The following is a 26,640-nucleotide window of genomic DNA, read 5'->3' on the forward strand; positions in this document are numbered from 1 at the left end:
TTCGCTGAAAAATTACTACCACTTGCCCCTGAATGTGAATTTACAGGAGTAGACTTTACGGCACCAATGCTTGATATTGCTAGAGAAAGACTGGGAGAATGGGGAACATTATTAGAAGCTGATGTTGTTGATATGGATCTCAAAGATACTTTTGATATCGCTGTTTCTAGTGGAGGAGTTTGGGTAATAATTCAAGGAGATAATCGCACCGATCTTGGAACCCATTTAAAAGATATTGATCAGGATATCAAAGGATTAATTAATGTTGCCAAACATATACGTCAAGATGGATTACTACTGCTGAGCATTCAGGGAGAACATAAAAATTATGAACAAAATCTTCCTTCGGGAATTGTCTATTCTCAAGAGATAGTAAATTTAATGGAGAATGATGAGACTAAATCCATTGAGAAAAGTTATTTCTTTAAGAAAGACGGTAATATATTGGCTCAACAGAAGCTTAAATTGAATTTTACCAAGCAAGGAAAAAAAGAAGAAATTCTTGAACAAGCCGGGTTTGCTTTCGTTGGTATCCATGACAGTCAAAAATTTCATATTTATCGGAAGAAGTAATCATTGCATAGGATTTGTAGTTTATCGAATTAGATAGGTAGTATTCACTTTTGGCGGATATATATTTTTTAGACCAACGATGCGATTGGGTTTCTATCGCCAATAATTATGTTTCTTCCAAAAGTGGATGCTCCCAGGAAATATTAGTGGTCGTTTTGACAACATCATCCCAAAATAAAAAATATCTCTCGAAAAGAGCCGCACACAATCCAAAATCCAAAATTGAATCACTAGTCGGTATAAATAGCATTTTTTATTCCACCCAGAAGCAATTCCACGGAGTGACACAAAAGTCAACCCTTTTCTTCTCCTCACTAAGGGTAGATTTTTAATACTTCTGCTAAGGCAAGACATTGACACTCCCACGGTTACGCTAGGGTAAAGCCGATGGGTTTTGCGCTAAATTCTATAAAGATTTTTCAACAGAAAAATAGGCTGTTGAACAAGGATCACAACCCCCGATTTCTGTAAGTCGCTTTCGTTCAGGTGGGGTTATACCAATTCTCCAAAATAAAACTACACATGCACAGCAGGAGGGAAGGGAGCAGGGGGAGAATTAAATTATCTGTAGCCAGGATTTAGAGAAATGGTATTAAATCCCCATCTGAATATCCCCCTGCTCCCCTCTTTTATGGGTAGGGATTTTGTATTTGGTAATTTTTTCTCCGTTTCAGCCGATGCTTAAACGCTGAAATGACCAAACCACGTTAGACAATTGAGAATTTTCTCAATTATTTCCGAGATTATGAAAACCCTACCCTTGAAAGTCCCCTGCCTTTTTTTGAACTAGTTTCTATTGTTAATCACCGTACAATAGTTGGTTGTGCTTCCGTTACATAAAAATTACCCAAAACTACCTATAACTAGACAAATATATACATATGTCATTTTGGTGTTTACTTCTTGCTTCGACTGGGGTAGTCGGCTACTTCCCATCCACAAGCTGAAACTGTCTAACTGACAGCCGATGATAAATTAATTGCGGCGTTTTAATCCCGATCAATCTATCTGTTCTCCAAATTTAACCATATCATCAAGCTACTATTTATAAGTGTTGCCAATGGCAGAATTATTAATTATTAAAAATTGAATTGGGGTAAAGAACAACAATGTCGTCCTACCTTCATCACCGTAAATATGTATTAAAGTAAACCCCTATATCTGGACAAAATGAGTATATTTGTTAACTTATGGGTATAAATTAGATAATAGTTACTAGCCCTCTTTATCCAACCTTACATTTACATTATTTAAGTTTCCGGGTCAGACAAAATTCTTGTATAATCAAAATGCCCCTGGGGGGGATTTTTCAGTATGATATCTTAAGTTAAGTTAAGTAACAAATCTTAAAAATTTTGATTAATAACACCTTGTCAGCCTACGCTCCTAGTAAATCCTCAGTCCAACCCCTCGAACTGCAACAAAAAGCGGAGTTCTCGTGGTGGAGTAAACTAATAGCTCAAATAGTAGCTCAACAAACTTGGTTAGTATTTGCAGCAGCAGTTTTCCTGGTATCTGTGCCAGTGTTTATCGAAGCGCCATTGGTGCGATCGCTACCTTGGCTGAGTTTGGGATTAACAGCCCTTTGGGTATGGTTAAGCTTCTCATTAATGTCATATCCCACAACATACATCTGGGGAAATATACTGTATGGATTTAGCTGGAGTTGGTTGGCTGGTGGTATTTATTGGGGTTGGTTGCGTTGGGAACCCCTATGGCATTTACCAGTAGAATCTATTGGTTTACCATTTGTATTGTGGTTTTTGTTGACCAAGAATTGGGGTCAGATAGGTAACTGGTTTTATTTAGGTTCTTTACTGGGTACAGTTGTTACAGATATATATTTTTATACAGTGGATTTGATGCCTTATTGGCGACAAATTATGAGAGTAGAGCCAGAAAACATTGGGCCAATTTTGCACCAAGCACTGTTAAAAGTACAAACGCCTGGGGGTGAAATATCGGCTTTGTTACTTGGCTTATTGTTGTTGATTGTAGGTATATTGCCTTTAAGTACCGGTAAGCTGCATTGGTATGCTTTTAGTGGAGCAGTTCTGAGTACTATATTGGTAGATAGCCTCTTTTTGTTAGCTGCGGTTGTAGCTTAATTTTTTTGCTGTCTGTTTATCACCCTTAAACCCTCATTTTTCATATTTTTAAATAAAATTGCTGGCAAGCATAGTAATAATAAATAACTGTCAATAGTGATAATCCTTGTGGAAATTCCCAACTGCAAAATGAAAACCCAACTGGGGTAGTTCATGAAGCTGTATATTAGTTTCTGATGACTGCTGTGTGTTTATTCAGCAATCGGCTATAAGCATAAGGTTGAAGGTAAAAGATGTAGAAGTAACAAAAATTAATATAAACCAGGGATATAGCTATTGGAGTTTTTTTAATAATCCGATTTACCTCCTGTGAACCATATTTGGTAAGCAATGAAGGAATAATATACCTTTGGTTTGTGTAATCGATAATTTCTACAACTCCCTACCGATAGTGTGAAAAAAAGTCATATTCATCTTTGACTAAATTTTTAGTAACTATGACCTAATGCTCCTAGCGGAAAGCTGGCATTTTAGCTTGATGGAAAGAGGTAGAAAATAGTGAAGCATTTAGCGCGTTTATTAACAGTATTTAGTTTGTTAGTTGGTTTTTGTGGATGGTTTGCCACACCCCCAATAGCTCAAGCTGCCAACTTACAAAGTTTGGCTTTACCATCAGTCTCTATTTTGGCGGTTGAAGGTGGAGTAAAAAGGCGAAATCGGGCTGATGCGAAATTAGCAGATGTATATGGTGACAAAATTGATTTGAATAACACTAATGTGCGAGCGTTTCAGAGTTACCGAGGACTTTATCCAACTTTGGCAGCTACAATTATCAAGAATGCTCCCTACAATCAAGTAGAGGATGTCTTGAATATTCCAGGATTGAGCGAACGCCAACAAAAAATCCTTCAAGGTAATTTAGATAACTTTACGGTAAATCCACCAGAATCTCTCTTTAATGAAGGAGACGACCGCATTAATCCTGGTATTTATAGATAAATGCTTTAGTAGTTAATTTGACCCAATTTTATCCCTCTCCTAGTTTCAGGAGTGGGATATTTTATCAATGAAGGCACTCCAAATGAAAAATAATTTTCACCATCAATTATCTAAGTAGGGCTTGCTGAAAAAGTCTTTTGGTGGAGGTAGGGAGTAGGGAGTAGTTCCAGCCTCTTTATTTCTATTCTTTTTGCCAGAAAAAATAACAGATGCAAGGATTTTAAATCTAAAATCCTAATTTCCTTGCACGCCCTTCCCCCAATAAAATAGCCTCAAAGCATTGATAAATAAATATTTTTCAGTTATTCAGCAGACCCTAAGTAGAATCTTCTTTCCCCCCTGCTCCCTGCTCCCTGCTCCCTGCCCCCTGCTCCTTGCTCCCTGCTCCCTACTCCCTGCTCCCTACTCCCTACTCCCTGATTTCCAAATCATTGTTCAAGGAATGCAGGTTGCACAGTAGGATGAATGATAACTCCATCAATTCTTTTTCTGTCATCCACTACCTTGCCTCAAACAGATATTCCCCAACAATTTGATGTTCTTGTCGTCGGCGCTGGTGCAGCTGGTTTATATACAGCTTTGTGTATACCCCCTCACCTGCGAGTTGGCTTGATTACTAAAGAAACCGTTTCTTTATCTGCTAGCGATTGGGCACAGGGAGGTATTGCAGCAGCAGTAGCCCCGGAAGATTCCCCCAGTCTACATGTTGAAGATACCCTCAAAGCAGGAGCGGGTTTATGCGATCGCACTGCTGTTGAATTTATTGCCCAAAATGCTCCTAGCTGCATTCAATCTTTAGTAGACTTGGGAGTTGCTTTTGACCGTCACCAAGGTAATTTAGCATTAACCCTAGAAGCTGCTCACTCCCGTCACCGGGTTCTCCATGCGGCTGATACTACAGGGAGGGAAGTAACTACCACCCTCACTACCCAAGTATTAAAACGCCATAACATTCAGGTAATTCAAAAAGCTTTGGCTTTAGACCTATGGCTGGAACCACAAACCCAACACTGTCAAGGGATTAGTCTATTTTATCAAAATCAGATTTGCTGGATTAAGTCTGGTGCAGTTATCTTAGCTACAGGGGGAGGGGGACAGGTATTTGCCCAAACCACCAATCCCGCCGTCAGTACGGGTGATGGAGTTGCCCTAGCATGGCGAGCAGGAGCCCAACTCCGGGACTTAGAATTTGTCCAGTTCCATCCCACAGCTTTGACAAAACCTGGTGCTGATCGTTTCTTAATTAGTGAAGCTGTACGTGGTGAAGGGGCACATTTAATTGATAACACAGGGCGACGTTTTGCCTTTGATTACCATAAAGATGGGGAACTGGCTCCTAGAGATGTGGTCAGTCGAGCTATTTTCAGTCATTTACAACATACATCCAGTCACCCCGCCACTGACAATGTATGGTTGGATATGCGTCCCATCTCCCCTGATAAAATTCGTCACCGTTTTCCTAATATTATTCAAGTTTGTCAGCACTGGGGCATTGATGTCTTCTGTGAACCCATTCCCGTAGCTCCAGCAGCTCACTACTGGATGGGAGGTATTGCCACAGATGTAAGTAACCACACCAATATCCCTGGTTTATATGCTGTGGGAGAAGCAGCCAGCACAGGAGTACATGGAGCCAACCGCCTTGCTAGTAATTCTCTCCTAGAATGTATTGTGTTTGGGGCACAAATGACTAGGCTCAAGTTGGCAAATTTACCACCATCGGATGTATGCATACCAATTGTCAGGGAATTAGACTTATCTGAACATCAATGGCAAACTCAACAGCAAAAGCTACAAGAACTACGGCAAAATTTACCATGCCTGGTTTGGCAAAGTGCTGGGATTTCTCGCCTGGAATCAGGATTAACAGCTGCCATTTCTACGATTAAATCTTGGCAGCAGGAGTTTAATAATTTACCTTTAAGTCAATTTTTGTTCGCTCTCAAACCTCAAGAAACGATTAAGTTGGCTGCACCAGATATGGTAAGTAAATTACAGTTGTGGGCTGAAACTCGTAACTTACTAGATATCGCTTATTTGATTATTAACAGTGCTTTATTTAGAACTGAAAGTCGTGGAGGACACTACCGTACAGATTATCCTCACACCGATATTTCCTGGCAAGTTCATACCTTAGTACTGGGGAACAATTGGTGGAAATCTGCGAAAATCGACAAGTGTTCAGAATCAGCAGAGGGAAAGTGATGGAGTGATGGAGTGATGGAGTGATGGAGTGATGGAGTGATGGAGTGATGGAGTGAGGGAGTGATGGGAAGATGAGTCTAAATTACCCTCCTTCCCTCTTTCCCTCTTTCCCTCTTCCCACACTCCTCTGCTCCTGCCTATTCCTGATTACTTAAAATAATCAGGGAAATTCTTAAAGTCACTGGGTCCTTTATATCCAGAAACTTCGGCGAGTCTTTTGAGGGGTTGTACGTTGGGGTACTGTTTACCATTAATTTCCCAAGTGGGGAAACCTTGAATCTTGGCTGCTTTACATAAATCAGGAGCAGCATTTTTCCCCTTAGGATCGCATTCAATAATATTTAGTTCTGTTGCAGCTGCTTTGCCAAATAATTGCTTTTGTTCATGGCAATGGGGACACCACCAAGCGGCATATTTTTTCGCCCCAATTTTTTTCAAATGCCTAGCCAGCTCTATTTCTGCTTTCCCAGAAGTGGTAGCAACTTCCCAACCTATTCCCTGTGTTGGTCGTCCTGTGGGAACAGGAGTAGCAGGTTGCCCAGCATTGGGGTTGTTGATATGGTTATACACCCCTAGGGTGCCAATTAGGGTCACCATTCCCACTACAATGGCAGTAAAGAAAATTTGCCCAATATCTTCCCAAGTACGACCAATGATGGTAAGTACCAACATAGCTAGGGAAAATGAAGCAGAAGCAATACAATAAGGACAAAATGCTTGAATTTTAAATGCTAGTAGATACATCAAGTATCCACTAAAGACAGTCATAGCGATCGCACCTGCTAGTAGGAGCAACCAAGTTAAATTTTCAATTTTTTGCCGCTGTTCTTTATTTTTTTCTGGCTGAAATGCTAGAGGTGCCAAGGCAAATATTGCCATTCCCACATATGCCAAGAAGCCAAACAAAGCTAGTGGCTGACCAAATACGGTTGCCCAAGGGCTAGAAAGTACATCATTACAGCCTTTACCACTAGCGTCAACCACGCAAGCTGCCTGACCTCCAGTTAACTTTTCAAAGGTGATGTAGGCTGTTGTTAATGCACCACAGGTGGCAATAGCGGCGATAATGAACCGTGACCATTTGTGAATCCAAGGAGTAGAACGACGGCGAATCATAAAATTGCTATGGGAGAAAAGGTAATTAAATATTTATTAATTATTGACTGCTCCCCTGCCTGAAGGCGAGGGGATTCTAAAAAGATGCTGCACGATGGGTTAAAACCCCGTCACTTCGCTTCTGATTAGCTGTCACCCAGATATAAATCCGGGTGGGGTGAGTCAAAGCACCCCTACACACTCCACTCAAGTCCAAGTGTTGTGCTTACTTTACGGATAATATTGGCTGCACCGTTACAATCTGCATTAATGTACCAATTCATTGCAGTAGGTCATAAACCACGCTTTACTCTACGACCAGAAGATTTCCAATCATCGGGTTTCATCCCCTGTCTGAAGCACGAAACACCCAACTGTGTTTCTTTTTCTGGTGGGGCTTTCACCCTCTCGTTACACTTCCAGTAACCATCACCTACTACCTACTACCCATTACCCATTCACCATTCCGTAGTTAAAAATGTAGCTTCAATGGAGAAATAGATTTACTATCCTCTGGGGAATTCCAACTTTGGCGTGCTGCTTCTACAAATTGATTAACACGATTCGGATCAATGGGTAGCTCTCGGCGACCGTGACGTTTCAAAGAGCTAGAAACAATTACACCATCTGCCGCTTGCATAAGTTTAGCAATATTTGCCCAACTGGCTCCACTACCAATAAATACTGGTGTGCCTTTTGCTGCACTAGAAGCTAATTCCAAATCTTCCTGGCTGGGAGGACTACCTGTTGCCCAACCAGATAAAATTACCGCATCTGCCAGACCACGTTCAATGGTATCTTGCACTGCATTAGTCAAATTAATTATCCCTAGTGGTCTTGCGTGCTTCACTAGGACATCAGCCATGATTTTGACATCACTACCTAGTTCTCGGCGATAGCGTAGTAATTGATGTGCCTCCCCTTCAATTAGTCCCTGATCCGTTGCCATGATACCGTTAAACACATTCACGCGGATAAATTGTGCCTGTACACAACTAGCGATCGCTAAAGCACTTTGAGCATCATTCCGCAAGACATTCAGACCAATAGGTATTGTGATTAAGTTTTGTATCCTCTGGATAATCACAGTCATGGCACTCACAACTGCCGGATCTACTTGGTTTTTCGTAAATGGTGCATCAAAAAAATTTTCGACAATAATTCCATCTACCCCTCCACTGGCTAAGGCTGTAGCTTCTTGCTCTGCCCGATCAATAACTGCTTTGAGATTACCTCCCCAACGAGGTGAGGTGGGAAGTGGTAGTAAGTGGACCACTCCAATAATTGGCATTCTGGTTTTAAATACTTGATATAAGTCCACGTCTTTTAACTTATGAGGGAAGAATCCACAACTTTTAATTTGTATCAGGAATTTGGATTAGTTAACACTGTGATTGAGGCTCTCATCTTTGTCCTGGAACCTTTTGAGCATTGCTAATGTCCCTTTCCTGTACTATCTGTTCTTTCTTTCTATTAAACAAGTTTGGTATTGGTCGCTTGATGACCTCCCCCTTGGGATGGAATTTAACTTCAAAGCTCCCATAAGATATGTTAAGATAAAACCTGGCTATTAAGAGGAGTTTGCTACTCACAAAAAGTAATGTTCAGGAAATACCTTCCTTAACTCATTACTTTTAATTGAGAAACTTGTCTAAACCTGAGACTCTGTCCCAGGTCAAGTCAAAGCGAGAAGGTTTTATTACCGCCTTTCAGGCGTTGCGCCAGCGCGTTTTTCCTGAGGGTTAGAACTTCTCTACACAAGCCACTGGCATTTGGAAAACAACCGAAAAATTATCGGTAGTCGATTATCCTACCTAAATCTTTTGGCTAATGTTGTCGCAAATGTCTGACCAAGGGCTGCTGACCACAGGGTAGATTAAAAACGCGGACGCTGGGGTAATATAAAGTGCCAAAGCGCGAAGTTGAAAAAATATTAAGTGCCTGATTTACCCAAAGACACTTTGATTTTCCTCTGACAAGGATATTAGTAAAAATATCATAACACGGCTTCTATTATTGAATGGGGTCAACACTTCCTAGGGAGTGAAAATGGTAGAGGAGAATATTGAAGTTAATCGGTCTGGAGTGATACCAAAATTCTGGAAATTCAGCAATAGCTGAAAATAATAACAATGAGGAAAAGCGGAAAATTAGTTCTTTAGATATGGGTGAAAAGCCAAACATTGCCATTGCTCACCTAGGTTGTGAAAAAAATCGCATTGATACAGAACATATGCTAGGTCTGCTGGTAGAAGCAGGTTATGGCGTAGATAACAATGAAAATTTAGCAGATTATGTAATTGTTAATACTTGTAGCTTTATTGAAGGCGCAAGGGAAGAATCTGTCAGGACTTTAGTGGAACTGGCGGAAGCAGATAAAAAAATTGTCATTACCGGTTGTATGGCACAACACTTTCAGGAGCAACTGTTAGATGAATTGCCAGAAGCAGTGGCAGTAGTCGGTACTGGGGATTATCAGAAAATAGTCAATGTTATTGAACGAGTAGAACAAGGAGAAAGAGTCAAACAGATCAGCGATGTGCCAACATATATAGCTGATGAAAACATTCCCCGCTATCGAACAACAACAGAAGGAGTTGCTTATCTGAGGGTAGCAGAAGGATGTGACTATAGTTGTGCCTTTTGTATCATTCCCCATTTGCGAGGCAAACAGCGATCGCGGACAATTGAATCGATTGTTAGTGAAGCAGAAGAGTTAGCCGCTCAAGGGGTAGAGGAAATTGTCTTGATTTCCCAGATTACTACCAATTACGGCTTAGACATCTATGGCAAACCCAAGTTAGCAGAATTACTGCGGGCGCTGGGTAAGGTAAATGTGCCTTGGATTCGCATCCATTATGCTTATCCCACAGGATTAACAACAGATGTACTGAATGCCATCAAAGAAACTGCCAACGTTCTTCCTTATTTAGATTTGCCTTTACAACATTCCCATCCGGAAGTACTGCGGGCAATGAATCGTCCCTGGCAAGGGCGAGTCAATAACTCAGTGATTGAGCAAATAAAATCAACATTACCAGAAGCCGTTTTAAGAACAACATTTATTGTTGGCTTTCCCGGAGAAACAGAAGAACATTTTCAGCATTTATTGCAATTTGTCCAGCATCACCAATTCGATCATGTTGGTGTGTTTACTTTTTCCCCAGAGGTAGGTACAGCAGCCTACGATTTGCCTCACCAACTGTCTCAAGAAGTAATGGATGAACGGCGAGATGCCTTAATGACAGTACAACAGCCGATTTCTCTGCGAAAAAATCTCCAAGAAGTAGGCAAGGTGGTAGATGTACTGATAGAACAAGAAAATCCCCACACAGGAGAGTTAATTGGTCGTTCCGGCAGGTTCGCCCCAGAAGTTGACGGGCAGGTATATGTCCAAGGTGAAGTCAGATTGGGAACCATCGTGCCAGTATTGATCGAGAATGCCGATACTTATGACCTCTATGGTCAGGTAGTCCAGAACTAAATTGTTGGTTGTTAACCATTTCACCATTATTTTTAACAGCTAACTAAACCTAGATCAAAAATTAAACCAATACATTAGGAGACTTAATGAATCTTTCGTTCCAAGAATTAGGCCTTTCCCAAGAACGTACTCAACAATTAGAAAAATTAGGCTTTACTGAGCCAACCAATATCCAACAGCAAGCAATTCCCCATTTACTCAATGGACGTGATGTAGTTGGGCAATCACAAACAGGTACTGGTAAAACAGCAGCATTCTCCCTACCAATTTTAGAACAGTTAGATGTAAAGCACAAAGCTGTACAATCCTTGATTTTGGCTCCAACAAGGGAATTGGCAATGCAAGTCCATACTGCCATATCCAATTTCGTTGGCAAACAAGGAATACGGGTTTTAGCAACTTATGGTGGTCAATCAATTGACCGGCAAATTATGCAACTCAAGCGGGGAGTGCATATAGTTGTGGGTACCCCAGGAAGGGTAATTGACCTACTAGATCGGGGTTATTTGAAACTGGATGCTGTGAAGTGGTTCGTTTTAGATGAAGCCGACGAAATGTTAAGTATGGGCTTCATCGACGATGTGGAGAAAATTCTGTCTAAAGCACCTAAAGAGAGACAGACAGCTTTATTCTCAGCAACTATGCCCCCTTCAATTCGACAATTGGTGAACAATTTTTTAAGATCACCAGTTACTGTTACCGTACAACAACCTAAAGCTGCACCCAACAAAATTAATCAGCTAGCATACCTAATTCCTCGTCACTGGACAAAAGCCAGAGCATTACAACCAATTCTGGAAATGGAAGATCCAGAAACCGCGATTATCTTTGTCCGTACTCGTCGTACAGCAGCTGAACTTACCAATCAATTACAAATTGCTGGACATAGTGTAGATGAATACCACGGTGACCTATCCCAACAAGCTAGAGAACGGCTGTTAAAGAGATTCCGCAATCGCCAAGTACGCTGGGTAGTAGCTACAGATATCGCTGCACGAGGATTAGATGTGAGCGAACTATCCCATGTAATTAATTTTGACCTACCTGATAGCCCAGAAACCTACGTACACCGAATTGGTCGTACTGGTAGAGCTGGGAATGAAGGTACGGCTATTTCTTTGGTACAACCCTTTGAACGGCGTAAACAACAGTCCTTTGAGCGTCACGTACGTCAAAGTTGGCAGGTATTAAGTATTCCTACTAGGGCACGAATTGAAGCACGACAACTAGAAAAATTACAAACTCAAGTCCGCGACACTCTGACTGGGGAAAGACTGGCATCCTTTTTACCCATTGTTAGCGAATTGAGTGAGCAATATGATGCCCATGCGATCGCAGCAGCAGCTTTACAAATGGCTTACGATCAAACTCGTCCAGCTTGGTTACAAGCCGAGGAAATTCCAGAAGAGCAGATGAGTAAGCCTCAATTACGGAGTGGTCGTCGTCAATCTGGTGATCGTAAACGTTCTTCTGATGAGGAAAGAAGATCATCTGCTCCAAAGCCAAAGCCAAGGATATCCCGTCGTGAAGCATCTATATCTCCCAGCCAAAACTTGGATTCTAGCAATGCCAATAGCTAAGTAATTAGTTGCTTAAATCATGTGTCCTAGTCTGGATAATCTGGATTTATTTTGGTTAACCAGACTTGTACACTGGGGTTTAATATCATGTTCGGTTAAAGACTTATGGTTAAGACTGCAAGGGGCAAGTAAGTCACTGCGTTGCACGGGTTAAGCGCGTTGTAGCAAGTGGCGTAACCCGAAGGGTGCAGGGGGAGAAAGAGTTTTAAGATGTTTGCACCATGATCCGAACCATAAGTAATCTCCCGAATTTGATATAAAACAGTGTCCAAAAACCGATCTTAACTTACTCAAAAATCGTGTAAATCAGAAAATTATTGTATGCAAGATTTTTGGACAACAGTGCTGGAATTTTCCCAAACTACTAGTGTTAGGGTGGGAAAACAATTAATGCAAGATTTTGGACAAGTACAAGCTACACACAAAGCTGATGGTAGTTTAGTAACCCGTGCAGATCAATGGGCAGATAGGGAAATTCGAGATGCTATCGCTGCTAGTTTTCCTGGTTACGGTATCCTCACAGAAGAAGGAGAACAAGTCTTTCCTGGTACAGAATGGTGTTGGGTAATCGATCCTTTAGACGGGACAACTAACTTTACAAGGGGTATTCCTATTTGGTCAATATCTCTAGGTTTACTGTATAGAGGCGTACCTATTTTTGGTTATGTCTATTTACCAACCCTAGATGAAGCCTTTCATGGCTTTTGGCCAGGTAAATCTGGCTTAACAACCCCCATAGGAGCCTTCCGTAACCATCATCCCATACATACTAGTAACGATGCTCCCAGCAGCCATCATTTTTTTAACCTTTGTTCCCGTAGTACAAGGGTAATGCAAACTAACTTCCCCTGCAAAATTCGTATGTTGGGTGTTGCTAGCTACAATTTCCTCACCGTTGCCGATGGCGCTGTATTGGGTTGTTTAGAAGCAACACCAAAGGTCTGGGATATTGCTGCTGCTTGGGTAATAGTCCAAGCTGCTGGAGGTGTGTGGGTATCCCTTGGTTCTGAACCCTTTCCACTATTATTAGAAATTGATTATAGCGATCGCTCTTTTCCTTCCCTTATAGTTAGTCGCAAGGAATTATTGTCTGTATTTACTCCTTTTTTGTCATAGAAAGTACAGGGATGCAGAACTAGAAAAATTAAACAGTTATACCAATTTGAAAAATGATTGCGACAAATGGAGATTGGATTTGAAAAACTTATGTAGTGACTCTTTCACAATCTAAAATCTAAAATCTAAAATCCAAAATGGTATTACCTATTCTTTAACCTTCAGTGGTAAAGAAACAGTAAAAGTAGAACCCAATCCCACTTCGCTTTGAACTACAATATCTCCCCCCATTAGTTGACAAAAGTAACGACTAATGGCTAAACCTAATCCCGTACCACCATACTTTTTAGTTGTGGAAGCATCTCCTTGGGTAAAAGGTTGAAATAATCGTTGCTGTTGTTGTTCGGACATGCCAATGCCCGTATCGCTGACAGTAAAACGAATCATTGTCTGTGACTCATTTCTCGATACATTCCCATTTTCCAGCTTGATATGCAAACTTACTTTGCCACAAGTTGTAAATTTAGCAGCATTGCTCAGTAAGTTTAACAGTATTTGCCGCATCCGTGTTTGATCAGCGTACATAGTTCCTATTTGCGGATCACAATTAAACTCTAAGCAGTTACCATTTTGATCCATCGCCGATTTAACCGTTAAAACTAGATTATTAATCAAAGTTTTGACATCAAATGTCTCTGGATATAGAGTCATCTTCCCGGCTTCAATTTTGGACAAGTCGAGAATATCGTTGATCAATTCCAATAAATGTTTACCTGCTGTATTAATTGTTGCTAAATCAGTGACAAAATCTCCAGATAAACCTAAATCAGCAGCATCATCTTGTAACAATTGACTTAAGCCGATCACAGCATTTAGTGGGGTACGTAGTTCGTGGCTGACAATGGCTAAAAATTGACTTTTGGTCTTACTAGCGGCTTCTGCTTCTTCCTTGGCTTGTTGCAGTTGCTTGGTACGTTGGGATACTCTTTCAATCAGACGATTCAGGGATTTGGCTAATAAACCAATTTCATCATCCGTAGTTACAGGGGCTCGCAAATCGAAATTAGATTTCTTGGCGACTTGTTCAGCTATTTGAGTGACTGTAATCACAGGCTCAGCGATCGCTCGTGAAGTTCGCCAAGCAACTACTGCGGCGATCATTACAGAGAGCAACATGCTCAAAAGAGAAATTAATCTCTCAACTAATTTGGCTTCTTCTAATTCCTTAGCCCGTTTTAGTTTCCGCGATTCAGCACTTTGTAAGATTTTGTCTAACTTTGACGACGACAATTCTAATTGTATGGCGATATTGCCACCCATGATTGCCAACAGTTTTTCCTGTTGTTGTGATAATTGCTGAGACTGCTGCGGTTTTTGCTCAACCTCTTCCAATATGGACTGAACTTGCAGAAAGTAGTTTTCTAAATTTTGCTCATATTCTTCTAATAAAGCTCTTAAAGTTTCTTGGGTGGCAGCTAAATCCCGAGGATAACGGTTAACAAAGCTAGCTATACTAGGCTGTAGTTCTTTCGCTTTGCGAATATATTGGAAGAACTTCTTTTTTTTATCAGTTAGTCGGGCTGGATCACTCAAAGCAGCAGCTAAATTCGCGCTCTGTAATTGCGCCCCAGCTACTGCATTTTGGTAGTTAGTTAGGAGTTGGGTTTGTGTTTGGGCACGGTAAAATTCCCTAGTTTCTCGCCCTCGATAGAAATTGGCACTTACGAACCCAGTTAAAGAACCAAAAAATCCAATCCCAATTGCTAAAAAGTAACCATAACCTATTTTTTGATGGATACGCCAAGAACTGGCTTTTAGTTTCCTACTAGATGGAAATTCTATAGTCGGAAGCTCGTCCGTCAAGAGCTGCTCGGCTGACATATCTTGATTTTCCAAATTATTGTCAACAGCGGTTGGCTTTCGAGTTCGCATCCCTCAAATCTCCTTGCCCTTCCGCAAAAGTTACCACATCTTCAGCGAACTATTAAAGAAGATTGACTACTAATTCGCCAATTCATAATCTTTTTTTTATAACTGAAGCAAATTATTGCTCAAAAATGAATTTAATTCCATTACTGATCGTTAAATTAACATACTACAAATTTAATACCACTAATTACACCTTAGGAACGGAATTTTACGGATATTTTACAGATTGCTCAAATCCAATAATAGCGAAAACCTCCAAGGACTACCAGAATTAGCCATCTGCATTCATATTCTGGTGTCTGGAGGTATACAGTTAATTTAAATTAAGTAAACCCCATTACTACCCACATTAATTACTAATGATGGATAGTAATAAAGATTCTGCCGATAATCACTACTTGGGTTGTTACTAAGCGATCGCAGTGGGTTGTTTTTGACTAGCGGCTGCCTTCAACAATTCTGCCTTGTCAGTACGTTCCCAAGGCAAATCTAAATCATTCCGCCCAAAATGACCGTAAGCCGCGACGTCCTGATAAAAACGTCCGCCTCGTTCACTGGGTAGATTGCATAAGTTAAAGGTATGGATAATTCCAGCAGGACGCAGTTCAAAATTTTCTTGAACTAACTCTAGTAAGACTTGTTCGTCCACTGTGCTAGTGCCAAAAGTTTCCACAAGAATGCTCACTGGTTTAGCAACACCAATGGCGTAACTGAGTTGAACTTCACACTTTTGTGCCAAACCTGCTGCCACAATATTCTTAGCGACATAACGGCAAGCATAAGCAGCAGAACGGTCTACTTTTGTGGGGTCCTTACCGGAGAAAGCACCACCACCATGACGAGAATAGCCACCGTAGGTATCAACAATGATTTTCCTACCAGTTAAACCAGCATCACCTTGGGGTCCACCAACTACAAACTTGCCAGTTGGGTTAACAAAGTAGCGTGTCTGGGAATCTGGTTTAAGTTCCAAATCACCAAACACTGGTTCAACTACCTTAGACCAGAGATCTTCCTTAATTTTTGCCAGTATCCCTGCATCATCGGTAATATCCCCAATGCTGGGAGCATGTTGGGTAGAAATTAAGATGGTATCAATACCAACAGGTTTTCCGTCTTCATAAGCCACAGAAACCTGGGTTTTACCATCGGGACGGAGGTAGCTTAATTCACCAGTCTTGCGAACTGCTGCTAATCGGCGAGCAATACGATGGGCAAGACTAATGGGCAAAGGCATCATCTCTGGAGTTTCGTTACAGGCAAAACCAAACATAAGACCTTGGTCACCAGCACCAATCTTGTCGAACATCTCATCGCTCGATTCTTGGCGGGTTTCTTGGGCGCTGTCTACCCCTTGGGCAATATCAGGAGATTGTTCGTCTAGAGCAACAAGAATGCTAGCACTATTGGCAGAGAAGCCATTATCAGCATCTACATAGCCAATTTCAGCGATTTTCTGGCGAGCAATATTAATATAATTAACATTGGCTTTAGTGCTAATTTCACCAGTTATCAGTACTAGCCCTGTATTGACCACAACTTCTGCTGCCACACGGCTATGGGGATCCTGCGCCAAAATTGTATCGATAATGGTATCGGAAATTTGGTCACAGACTTTGTCTGGATGTCCTTCGGTCACTGACTCGGAGGTAAATAGATAGCGATTAGACAAATTTAATTCCTCCTCAAAAGAAATATTCAATTGCCTAGATTTTGACATCTAGATTGGCAATCTTACATATATGGGATTAAATCATACCAATATTTTTACTACTAATACCAATTTGAAAAATGATTGGGACAGATGGAAAGAAAGAAAAGCTGATATAGTAACTTTTTCACAATCCCAGACAGCTGTTCATGGAGGGAAATCAACGCCACTCATCTGTGGTGGGAAACCCCTACGGGTTGCGCTACTTGCTTTATGCCGGGAAACCCTTCCACCGCAATGACTTACCATCCGCAACACTGGCTCCCCAAGACCACACTGTCCTCAAAATTATTCGACTCAGGGCTGACAAAGAAGTATAAAATCTCAAACCCACAATGGTATAACGGTGACTATTTTTTTCTTGATCAAAATTGCTGACTTTCTAGAGCATATTTTTTGAGAATCAAGGATATTTATGAAAATAGGGCTACTTATAATCAAGTAACCCTATTGTAATTGACAATTAAAGATTGTCTTGCTTATGCTTCTTGCATCGCTAGCTGGTTTTTTTGGGATGTTAGCTGCTCATATGTAGAACGCATCTTTAACCCTGTTAACACTTGGAATAGACCAGTTCCATTGTTAGAACCGGGGTACTCGCGGTGCTGTAGTAATAAATGGGTCATCTCACCTTGATATGTGGTAGAAGTATTGCTGAGATGGGTTTCGATGTAAATTACCTCATCAAGGTTGTCAAACTGACCATCAACCTCTAATACGGATACGTAACGACCGTAGTAAACATCGGAGCCATAGTACATTTGCATACCAGGGTAAGAACAAGTCAGTTTGCGTCCACAAGGAGTCCACTGAATTGTTGATCCTTCATCAAAGAGGTAAACTGGCTCAAATCCTTCTTTATCTTCCCGTTGTAGCATCCGCACCCGCAGGACTTTGCGTTCTTTATCATCTTTAATTAAGTTGGTAGGTAATACTTGGATTACCACATCCGCAAACTCTCTTTGTGGTTCTATATAATTCTGAAAATCAGGTTTGCGAGCATTAATTGCTGCCAGAACATCTTCATAACGGTGACCCCTTTCTGTCATATCCCGTTGAATTTTCCAGGCGATCTTGACTTCATCGCTGATATCCAGATAAACGCTGAAGTCTATCAATTCTCGTACCCGCTCATCATAGAGAGGATGCAACCCTTCAACCACAATAATATGATTTGGCTCTACCCTTTCTGGCGGATCAATTTCACCTGTTTCATGGTTATAAATTGGTTTATCAATTGCTTGACCACTTTTGAGCGTTTTGATTTGCTCATACATCAAGTCAAAATTGTTAGCTCTGGGGTCCAGTGCAGTAATTTTTGTTTCTTTACGTTGTTTGCGATCCAAAGAATGATAATCATCTAAACAGATAACTGTCATTAGCTCTTCGCCAAATAAATCTATGAGGCGACGTAAAAATGTAGATTTTCCGCAACCTGAGTCCCCGGCTACTCCTATTAGTACAACCCTATCTGGCGTATTTGTCATAATATCCCCTCTTAAAATACTAAAAGATGATTCACGAATATTGCTTTCCCTTACCCCTATCATTGGTATGGGGTTCCTCGTCAATCAATATTTTTTCAAACAGCAGTTTTGCAGCCAGGGGTTGACCCCATTGGTTTATCCTGCATTATCCCTTATCCAGCACCAGCAATTAAAAATAATAACGAGCAAGTATTTAGTAGTATTTTTTACTTGTCATTACTATCTGTTACCGCTAAGTATTTAATCCTAATGATATATTGGATTCTAACAGAAGGGGTTCTTCTATACAAGCCATAAATCAAACAATTCAGACTTGTGTTTGAATAGGAATAAAAATGTATATTTACGACCGCCAAATATTTTCTGTCAAATGATGTGTGATGTAGAGCTGACTTGGTGATTAATTTAGTCTCTATACTAATCTCAAAAAAGGTGTAGTATAGAAATTGATGCTGTTTAATTTGAGACTAATAAGAATCCGGCTCAATATGCAATGATGTCCCATCGACTGAATTATTCCCAGAGAATCAGCAATCTTAACTCCACTCATTTATTTGAGTTCAATGCACAGGCTACAACAAAACACAAATATTAAATCCTAATCAGCAATATAGGGACAATTTAACTCAAACAAAATAAATAACTCTTAGCCTCAGCAATTGAAATTGTCAAAACTAACCTGCAGTTAAGTTGATAAATTTAGGTCTTAAATAAAGCCTATGGAGAGGTTGACATATGTTTCACATCAAGTAACACTTAATTGTAGTTGCTAATATTAACTCTCCCTTGATATTGATAATTAAATCTATATCTAGTCATGGATTAATCTATGAAGAGAGTATACAAGGTTGCTAACACTATCCCAATCTTGAGAATCCATCACGATGTCCTACAGGAATAGCTAGCTATGGCTCCCAAAAGAGTAATGAATGTAGGTAAAGACAATCATTCGTTGATGTATTATTAAGACTTGCTGTTCTCAGGCAACTAGTCTGTGGGGTGATTTCAAGTTCACTCTACTGGCGATAAAATTGCATAAAAAATTAAATTGACTCACTATTAACATTCTCGGGAAAGCTAATCCTGTAACTTAATAGGTGAACAGGTGTATGTATTGCTATGCCTGTACATCTTTGGCGAGTGTACTGAGCAAGCGTATTGGTAAAAAAAATGCCTTATTGTCAAATAGCATTGGCTTTGTGTGACTGAAATTCGGTAAACTGAAGCTTATATTTGGTAAGGATTTTTTGAATTAGGTTAAGTAAATTTGGAGTGGTAGAAGGAATGTACAATCAAGGTGCCGTTGAGGGTGCTGCCAATACAGAATCAGGTAGCCGTGTCTTCGTCTACGAAGTGGTGGGTCTGCGTCAGAGCGAAGAAACTGCTCAAATCAACTACCCTATTCGTAAAAGTGGCAGTGTATTCATCAGAGTGCCTTATAACCGCATGAAGCAAGAAATGCGACGTATTACTCGTCTGGGTGGCACAATTGTTAGCATCCAGCCAATGAGTTCTCTACAGTCAGCTAATGGTACAACTACATCTGCTGTGACTGCAAACAATCAAGGCGATGGTAATGCTACACCTGTCAGTACCATGAGTAAGGACAACAAAGGCAAGACCATGACTCAAGCACAACCGAAGAAAGGTGCTAAACCTAATGTTCCTGTCAACATTTACCGTCCTAACAAACCCTATATAGGTAAATGTATTTCTAACGAGCCGTTAGTCGGTGAAAATGGAATTGGTATTGTTCAACATATTAAATTTGACATATCCAGTGGGGATTTACGGTACTTAGAGGGACAGAGTATTGGTATTATTCCACCAGGAGTAGATAAGAATGGTAAGCCAGAGAAACTTAGACTCTACTCCATTGGTTCCACCCGTCATGGTGATGATATTGACGATAAGACAGTATCTTTATGCGTGCGCCAATTAGAGTATAAGCATCCAGAAACTGGTGAAACAGTATATGGAGTTTGCTCCACTTACTTGTGTAATCTAGAACCAGGGTCAGATGTTAAAATTACTGGTCCTGTGGGTAAAGAGATGTTACTACCCGACGATCCCGAAGCTAAGATAATTATGATGGCTACGGGGACTGGTATTGCACCCATGCGGACTTATTTATGGCGGATGTTTAAAGATGCAGAACGAGCTGTCAATCCAGAGTATCAGTTTAATGGGTTTGCGTGGTTAATTTTTGGTGTGCCTACTACTCCCAATATCTTGTATAAGGAAGAGTTGGAAGAAATTGAACAAAAGTATCCTGATAACTTCCGCCTCACCTGTGCCATTAGCCGGGAACAAAAGAATCCTCAAGGTGGCAGAATGTATATTCAAGATAGGGTGGCAGAACACGCAGATGAATTGTGGCAATTAATTAAGGATGAAAAAACCCACACTTATATCTGTGGTTTGCGAGGAATGGAAGGTGGCATTGATGAAGCTTTAAGTGCTGCGGCTGCTAAAGAAGGTGTGAACTGGAGTGATTATCAGAAGCAACTCAAGAAAGCTCATCGTTGGCATGTGGAAACATACTAAGACTAAATTTAGTTAGACTTAGTAAAAAAAAAGACTAATCTAATCCTAGTAGGGTGGGCATTGCTCACCCTACAATTGTTGTTGATGAACTTTGGAGTTTGATTGATGGCTATTAAGTTGGGAATCTTAGGTCTAGGTACTGTTGGTACGGGTACAGTGCAGTTATTATTAGATCATACTGGGCGACATCCACTATTGGCAGAAATAGAAATTTATCGGGTGGGAGTTCGATCGCTAGATAAACCCAGGCAGGTAAAATTAGCGGATAATTTATTCACAACTGATTTAGAATCTATTGTCACCGACCCCCAGGTAGATATTGTCGTGGAATTAATTGGGGGATTGGAGCCTGCGCGATCGTTAATTCTCCAAGCTATCCAATGTGGAAAACATGTGGTGACGGCAAATAAAGCAGTAATTTCCCGATTTGGGGATGAGATTTTCACTGCTGCCAACCAAGCAGGGGTATATGTAATGTTGGAAGCTGCGGTTGCTGGGGGAATTCCAGTAATTAGTCCTTTAAAGCAATCTTTGAGTGTTAACCGTATTCATACGGTAACTGGTATTGTAAATGGTACAACAAACTACATATTGACACGGATGCAGGCTGAAGGGGGGAACTTCGATGATGTTTTAGCCGATGCCCAACGTTTGGGTTATGCAGAAGCTGATCCCACTGCTGATGTAGATGGTTTGGATGCTGCCGATAAGATTGCTATTCTTGCTTCCTTAGCCTTTGATGGACGCATTAAACTGGAAGATGTTTATTGTGAGGGGATTCGCCAAGTTAGCAAGACAGATATTGCCTATGCTGAAAAATTGGGCTTTGTGATTAAATTATTAGCGATCGCCAAACAGGATAATTCATCTGCACCATTATCTGTGAGAGTGCATCCGACCCTAGTTGCCCATACCCATCCTTTAGCTAGCATTAACGGCGTTTATAATGCCATCTTAGTGGAAGGGGAACCTATTGGACAAGTAATGTTTTTTGGGCCTGGTGCTGGTGCGGGAGCAACTGCTAGTGCTGTATCCTCAGATATTCTCAACTTGGTCGCAGAACTCAAAATTAGTACCGAAAATACTAATCCTCTGTTGACATGTAGGCATCATAGCTATAGTCAAATAGCACCCATAGAAGAACTTGTGACCAGATTTTACACCCGTTTCCTGACTAGAGATCAACCAGGTGTAATTGGCAAATTAGGTACTTATTTTGGTCAATACGGGGTAAGTTTAGAATCTGTAGTCCAAACAGGGTTTCAGGGAGAGCTAGCAGAGATTGTGGTTGTGACTCACGATGTACGTCAAGGAGATTTTAACCAAGCATTGGCGGAAATACGTAGTTTGGATGCAGTACACAGTATTCCCAGTTTATTAAGAGTACTTTAGGTGAAGTACTAAGTTAATTAATAAATAACTTTATTAAGGCTATGGTATAAAACGTACATCATATGGCTTAATTTGATTAAACACCATTTTTAGTCTTCATAAAATAATCACGATGACTAATACAAATCCTTCCGATCACGATTCATCCCCATCCAGAAATTTAGGGTTTGATGAATTCATTGCCATTTTTGTCGCTTTTACCACTATTGGAGCAATTCTATGGTGGTCATTATCTCGACAAACAACTGGCTGGCAATTTAGTAAGTTGCTATCTACCACACCCACACCATCTGTCTCCCCTACATCATCTATTTCTGATTTACAAGCTTCTTTATTTCCCACTCCCACTCCCACAGTTACTCCCACCATGAGCGGTGAGAGTGGGGACTCAACTGGAATCGCAGCAGGGGTAGCAGGAATAGCAGCAAGTGTACCTAAAATTATTGGCTCTCGAAATCAGGATACATCCCCATCGGCTGCGGATTTACCCAGAATTGATTCATCAGCAATACTCCCAATTCCATTACCAGAGTCATCCCCAACTCCTGAAGCCACAAAAACCCCTGCATCAACTGCAAAAACACCTACGGATAAAAAATCAACTATTCCCCCTCCAATTGCCTTTACCGATATTCCACCGAACTTTTGGGGAGATAGATTTATCAAAATTCTTTCACAACGTGGTATGGTGGGAGGTTTTTCTGATTATACTTTTCGACCCAATCAACCTGTTAATCGGGCGCAATTCGCCGCCATGTTAAACAAAGCTGTTGATAAACAAGTTCCGGAAAAAGCATTAAATTTTAAAGATATCCCTGATGATTTCTGGGGAAAAACTGCCATTCAAAAAGGTATTGGTACGGGATTTTTACGAGGTTACCCAGATCAAGAGTTTAAGCCAAATCGACAAATTCCTCGGGTAGAAGTTTTGGTTGCTCTTGCTAGTGGGTTAAATCTGCCGATTCCTGACAATCCAGAGTCAGTTCTCAGCATTTATAAGGATGCCAAAGATATTCCCAAATATGCCATTGGTAAAGTCGCAGCAGCAACAATGAATCAGTTAGTAGTAGTACAGTCTCCTGAAGAGCAACTACTTTCACCTAACGAAAAAGCTACTCGTGGAGAAGTAGCAGCTATGATCCATCAAACTTTAGTCAGGATGAAAAGATTAGACTCAATTGAGTCTCCCAATATAGTGCGTCCTAAGACGGACTCTTAAGGGTTTAACAACATAAAAGTGGTCAAGCTTAGCAGCAAATTATACTTGACCACTTTTATGTATGGTAAAAACAGCCGTAAATTAGCACTAAAATAAATATATGCCTAAATTACGAATGTTTCCGGATGTTTCCGACAATTTATTTGTCTTGACCCATGACTTGTGATTTTAATGTAGTAATTTCACTAGTTAGCTCTTTCCTGCTCGCAGCATTGAGCAAATAGCGATAGACAAACCACACAGAATAACCAATACCAATCAACTCAAAGGTTGGAGCTACTAGGGGAATATCATTTAAAGCACCCAAAACAGCAAGGACAACTTTAACAGCAACTAACGCTCCAATAATTAAACCGACGCTAGTTAAGGGTTGTTTGTATTTATTAAAAAAGTTTCCCAGATATTCTGGCATTGAGCCTAAAAAGCTAGAAACTAATTCTCCATATTTTAGCCACTGTTCTTGAGATTCCATAGGCGGCTGAAGCTTAGTAATAGTTCCTGCTTGGTTATTTATCTCTGGTATCTGTGTCTCTGAAGACTTAGTTCCAATGGATTCCGGTTCTTGCATTTTTGCCTTCCGTTAATTCGACAGTTTAGTAAATCTAATCCAGACAGTAACCCCTAGAAGGTTGCTGAAACTGTTTATAGATTAGCGTCTTCGCACAACTGAGCTTGGGAGGGACCAAGGTTTTATTATGTTATAAACATAATTGCCTTTTCACCCCTAATACATCAACTACAGGGTAGAAGTTATATAGAGGTGATTGCATTCCCAGTTTATAACTCAATATTTTGTCCCCCACACTACAAATCATGCAAAAATCAGTCCACCTTTCGCTGACAAAAGTCTAAGTGCCGATCTTAATTGATATTAAAGCTATCTTGAGTAGCGATAGTCAATTAAGACACTGCAATAGATAGTAATATGTAATAAAAGTTTTTACCCATTTACCATATACAAACTTGGTAACCCCTTGGATAATAAGGTTTCAACTGATCACTGAGTAATCAGACCTCTCTAAATATAAAAATTTTCTATATTTTACTCATGAATATATTTGTACAAAGAAAGTCTGAATCCCCTGACATAATACTCTTGACTGTACTAATCAAGTAAAAACAAGCACCATAGTATTGCTAAGATGGTGCTGAATAGGTTGATTTAGTTAAGTTGAAGTCTCATGAATTTGACTTAGTCCCAATCGGGCATATTTATTTGTCCTTTTCCACCAATACCAATACCTGTATGGAAAATTTGTGCATCGGTGATATTCATATTCTTCATTGAAGCCTGGTATACATTTGAGTCAAAAATCTTGGCTCGGCTCAAATTAGCTTCATCCATATTAGCTTGCTTGAAATTCACATTGGTTAACAATGCTGATGTCAAGTTAGCTTTTTTCAAAATAGCACCTGTTAAGTCAGAGCCTTCTAAATTGGCTTCTGTTAGGTTGGCTCCCTTTAAGTTAGCTCCTCGCAAATCCGCACCAATTAAGTGGGCTCCACTCAGATCTGCTCCTATTAAGTTACAGTTTCTGCATTCTCCCGTTGATAATAACTGCTTCAGATGTTGTGGGTTTTCTGCCTTGACTGTACTAGCAAACAAAAGGGGTGTTACTAGTGCTAACGTTGCTAAGATTTTGCGGATCATAACGCATCCCCCTATATCTAATTCAATTTAATTCCGTCTTATCCTCACAACTTAATTATCTCACTAAAATTCAAGATAATTAAGTACTTTATCGACAATTTATTTGTGATTTGGATCACAATAATTGTTTTTTTATCCAAGACTATGGATGTAAGTGCGTATATACATGGGTTTTGAGAAATATGGTGATGGAAAAATATCCCAAAATCAGAGTGTTAAATATTTTTAAGACTGTCTCTAATTCTCATATTTTCTATACAAAAATTCTGATTTTACATATCATTATTACTGGCTACTCACCAGTAATTTGTCATGATATACTCACAATGATTTTGAGATAATCATGAGTTAATTAGTATCTACATGATTGGAGATGGCAATTCCAGAAATTCTCGTATATACTGGTTGACTAACTGGGGTTTTTCTTGCTGTACCCAATGACTGCAATTGCTAATATACTTAATTTGTAGTTGATTCACATAGCTTTGAGTTCCATAGGTGAGTTCTTTCCCCAAAGCAGCATCATTCTCTCCCCAAATCATGAGTGTGGGCATATCCAGCTTTTGCCAATTTTTGGTTGATCTCTTTGATTTAAAAATATTCCGATAATAATTTAACATTGCTGTTAATGCCCCTGGTTGAGCAACAGCTTTTTTGAAGATGCTAATATCTTCTGAGGTAAAAGCAGTTTTATCTATTGCCATACCTTTAAAAACTTTTTCTACCATTTTATAATCTGCTGCTTTTATATATAATTCTGGCAGCAAAGGTAATTGAAAAAAGAAAATATACCAACTACGCAATAATTGTCGAAAAGTATTTAACCCCTGGCTCAATTTAGTAGGATGGGGAATATTCAGAACAATTAATTTCTCTACCATTTGCGGGTGAGTGTGAGCAAAATTCCAAGCAATCATACCACCCCAATCATGGGCTACTAAAATGCATTTTTCGTATCCTAATTCTGTAATTATACCCTCCACATCTTTGATGAATTCATCCATCACATAAGCAGATTTTTCTTGAGGTTTGTCGCTATTATTATAGCCACGCAAATCTACTGCAACTACTTTAAAATATGGAGAAAATTCTGGGATTTGATGTCGCCAGGAATACCAAAATTCAGGGAACCCATGCAACATTAGCATGAGAGGACCTTCACCCTGAGTAACATAGTGTAATTTTACACCATTGCTATGGATATATTCGTGTTGCCAATTATCTTGTGTAGAAGTCGCCATCTGATAGTTGATAGTTGATAGTTGTTAGTTGTTAGTTGTTAGTTGTTAGTTGGTGGTTGTTAGTTGGTGGTTGTTGATTGTTAGTTGGTGGTTTATGGTTAAAACAATATTGTCCTAAATATGCCCATTGCTATATTACAGACATCTTGCTTATACCATTTTGGATTTTAGACTTCGTCGTGAGCGCTCAGTCGAGCCGTCAAACAATTTTGGATTGTGAAAGAGTTACTAAATAAGCTTTTCTTTCTTTCCATCTGTCGGAGTCATTTTTCAAATTGGCATTAGTTTTTAAACTAGAAATAGTACTGAAATCAAAGAAAACACGTATTTATAGGTACTTCAATTATGAGGAGATTTTGAGCAGTGTAGTTTTATCTTGATTGAATATTCCCTAGAATCTCAATATACAACCAAAGAGAATCA

19 protein-coding genes are annotated in these 26,640 nt (G+C 40.0%); 11 read left to right on the top strand and 8 right to left on the bottom strand.

Features of this window, described 5'->3' with window-relative positions; genetic code table 11:
• The 4 genes from CALSC_RS09305 to nadB all read left to right on the top strand — a co-directional run.
• Window positions 1–573: class I SAM-dependent methyltransferase (locus CALSC_RS09305; protein WP_088241080.1), on the top strand; the 573-nt coding region annotated here is incomplete at its 5' end.
• A gap of 1,415 nt (window positions 574–1,988) precedes the next feature.
• Entirely contained in the window at window positions 1,989–2,681 is a 693-nt protein-coding gene (locus CALSC_RS09310; RefSeq protein ID WP_235006740.1) for a DUF3120 domain-containing protein, read from the top strand.
• Window positions 2,682–3,179: 498 nt separating this feature from the next.
• Window positions 3,180–3,620 (top strand): photosystem II complex extrinsic protein PsbU, encoded by a 441-nt coding sequence (gene psbU, locus CALSC_RS09315; protein ID WP_088241082.1) that lies wholly within the window; start codon window positions 3,180–3,182, stop codon window positions 3,618–3,620.
• A gap of 465 nt (window positions 3,621–4,085) precedes the next feature.
• On the top strand, window positions 4,086–5,825 hold the full coding sequence (gene nadB, locus CALSC_RS09320; RefSeq protein WP_407641902.1) for an L-aspartate oxidase: 1,740 nt from the start codon (window positions 4,086–4,088) through the stop codon (window positions 5,823–5,825).
• Between the two features lie 147 nt (window positions 5,826–5,972).
• Here the strand turns inward: nadB and CALSC_RS09325 are convergent, their stop codons facing one another.
• Both CALSC_RS09325 and btpA read right to left on the bottom strand, forming a co-directional pair.
• Window positions 5,973–6,941, bottom strand: coding sequence for a vitamin K epoxide reductase family protein (locus CALSC_RS09325; protein ID WP_088241083.1), 969 nt, complete (start codon window positions 6,939–6,941; stop codon window positions 5,973–5,975).
• 451 nt (window positions 6,942–7,392) lie between these two features.
• A complete protein-coding gene (gene btpA / locus CALSC_RS09335; RefSeq protein WP_088241084.1) occupies window positions 7,393–8,241 on the bottom strand; it encodes a photosystem I biogenesis protein BtpA in 849 nt (282 codons plus the stop codon).
• A gap of 843 nt (window positions 8,242–9,084) precedes the next feature.
• Between btpA and rimO the strand changes: the two genes are divergently transcribed.
• From rimO to CALSC_RS09350, 3 genes are all read left to right on the top strand, one after another.
• A complete protein-coding gene (gene rimO / locus CALSC_RS09340; protein ID WP_088241085.1) occupies window positions 9,085–10,404 on the top strand; it encodes a 30S ribosomal protein S12 methylthiotransferase RimO in 1,320 nt (439 codons plus the stop codon).
• Between the two features lie 86 nt (window positions 10,405–10,490).
• Window positions 10,491–11,984, top strand: coding sequence for a DEAD/DEAH box helicase (locus CALSC_RS09345; RefSeq protein ID WP_088241086.1), 1,494 nt, complete (start codon window positions 10,491–10,493; stop codon window positions 11,982–11,984).
• A gap of 321 nt (window positions 11,985–12,305) precedes the next feature.
• Window positions 12,306–13,100: an inositol monophosphatase family protein gene (locus CALSC_RS09350; RefSeq protein ID WP_088241087.1), complete on the top strand. Its 795-nt coding sequence runs from the start codon at window positions 12,306–12,308 to the stop codon at window positions 13,098–13,100.
• A gap of 147 nt (window positions 13,101–13,247) precedes the next feature.
• On the opposite strand, the gene CALSC_RS09355 is transcribed toward CALSC_RS09350, so the two are convergent.
• Together CALSC_RS09355 and metK are read right to left on the bottom strand one after the other, a co-directional pair.
• Window positions 13,248–14,972 (bottom strand): sensor histidine kinase, encoded by a 1,725-nt coding sequence (locus tag CALSC_RS09355; protein ID WP_088241088.1) that lies wholly within the window; start codon window positions 14,970–14,972, stop codon window positions 13,248–13,250.
• A gap of 406 nt (window positions 14,973–15,378) precedes the next feature.
• Window positions 15,379–16,641 (bottom strand): methionine adenosyltransferase, encoded by a 1,263-nt coding sequence (metK, locus tag CALSC_RS09360; RefSeq protein WP_088241120.1) that lies wholly within the window; start codon window positions 16,639–16,641, stop codon window positions 15,379–15,381.
• 188 nt (window positions 16,642–16,829) lie between these two features.
• Here metK and CALSC_RS26380 point away from each other — a divergent pair, with 188 nt between their 5' ends.
• Complete coding sequence (locus tag CALSC_RS26380) at window positions 16,830–17,000, top strand: hypothetical protein (protein ID WP_159460591.1); 171 nt, start codon at window positions 16,830–16,832, stop codon at window positions 16,998–17,000.
• A 159-nt stretch (window positions 17,001–17,159) separates the two neighbouring features.
• On the opposite strand, the gene CALSC_RS09365 is transcribed toward CALSC_RS26380, so the two are convergent.
• A complete protein-coding gene (locus tag CALSC_RS09365; RefSeq protein WP_088241121.1) occupies window positions 17,160–18,167 on the bottom strand; it encodes a phosphoribulokinase in 1,008 nt (335 codons plus the stop codon).
• Window positions 18,168–19,451: 1,284 nt separating this feature from the next.
• Between CALSC_RS09365 and petH the strand changes: the two genes are divergently transcribed.
• The 3 genes from petH (at window position 19,452) to CALSC_RS09380 (ending at window position 23,325) form a co-directional block, all read left to right on the top strand.
• Window positions 19,452–20,714, top strand: coding sequence for a ferredoxin--NADP reductase (gene petH / locus CALSC_RS09370; protein ID WP_088241089.1), 1,263 nt, complete (start codon window positions 19,452–19,454; stop codon window positions 20,712–20,714).
• A 105-nt stretch (window positions 20,715–20,819) separates the two neighbouring features.
• On the top strand, window positions 20,820–22,106 hold the full coding sequence (locus CALSC_RS09375; protein WP_088241090.1) for a homoserine dehydrogenase: 1,287 nt from the start codon (window positions 20,820–20,822) through the stop codon (window positions 22,104–22,106).
• Between the two features lie 112 nt (window positions 22,107–22,218).
• On the top strand, window positions 22,219–23,325 hold the full coding sequence (locus tag CALSC_RS09380) for an S-layer homology domain-containing protein (protein WP_088241091.1): 1,107 nt from the start codon (window positions 22,219–22,221) through the stop codon (window positions 23,323–23,325).
• A 139-nt stretch (window positions 23,326–23,464) separates the two neighbouring features.
• Here CALSC_RS09380 and CALSC_RS09385 read toward each other — a convergent pair whose 3' ends face one another.
• The 3 genes from CALSC_RS09385 to CALSC_RS09395 all read right to left on the bottom strand — a co-directional run bounded on the left by CALSC_RS09385 (window position 23,465) and on the right by CALSC_RS09395 (window position 26,217).
• Window positions 23,465–23,893, bottom strand: coding sequence for a CAAD domain-containing protein (locus CALSC_RS09385; RefSeq protein ID WP_088241092.1), 429 nt, complete (start codon window positions 23,891–23,893; stop codon window positions 23,465–23,467).
• 624 nt (window positions 23,894–24,517) lie between these two features.
• The gene (locus CALSC_RS09390) at window positions 24,518–24,976 is read right to left on the bottom strand and encodes a pentapeptide repeat-containing protein (protein ID WP_088241093.1); all 459 of its coding nucleotides are present in this window, start codon (window positions 24,974–24,976) and stop codon (window positions 24,518–24,520) included.
• A gap of 359 nt (window positions 24,977–25,335) precedes the next feature.
• Complete coding sequence (locus CALSC_RS09395) at window positions 25,336–26,217, bottom strand: alpha/beta fold hydrolase (RefSeq protein WP_088241094.1); 882 nt, start codon at window positions 26,215–26,217, stop codon at window positions 25,336–25,338.
• Window positions 26,218–26,640 lie beyond the last annotated feature (423 nt).

It is taken from the genome of Calothrix rhizosoleniae SC01 (genome assembly GCF_900185595.1).
GTDB classification, from domain to species: Bacteria; Cyanobacteriota; Cyanobacteriia; order Cyanobacteriales; family Nostocaceae; genus Calothrix_A; species Calothrix_A rhizosoleniae.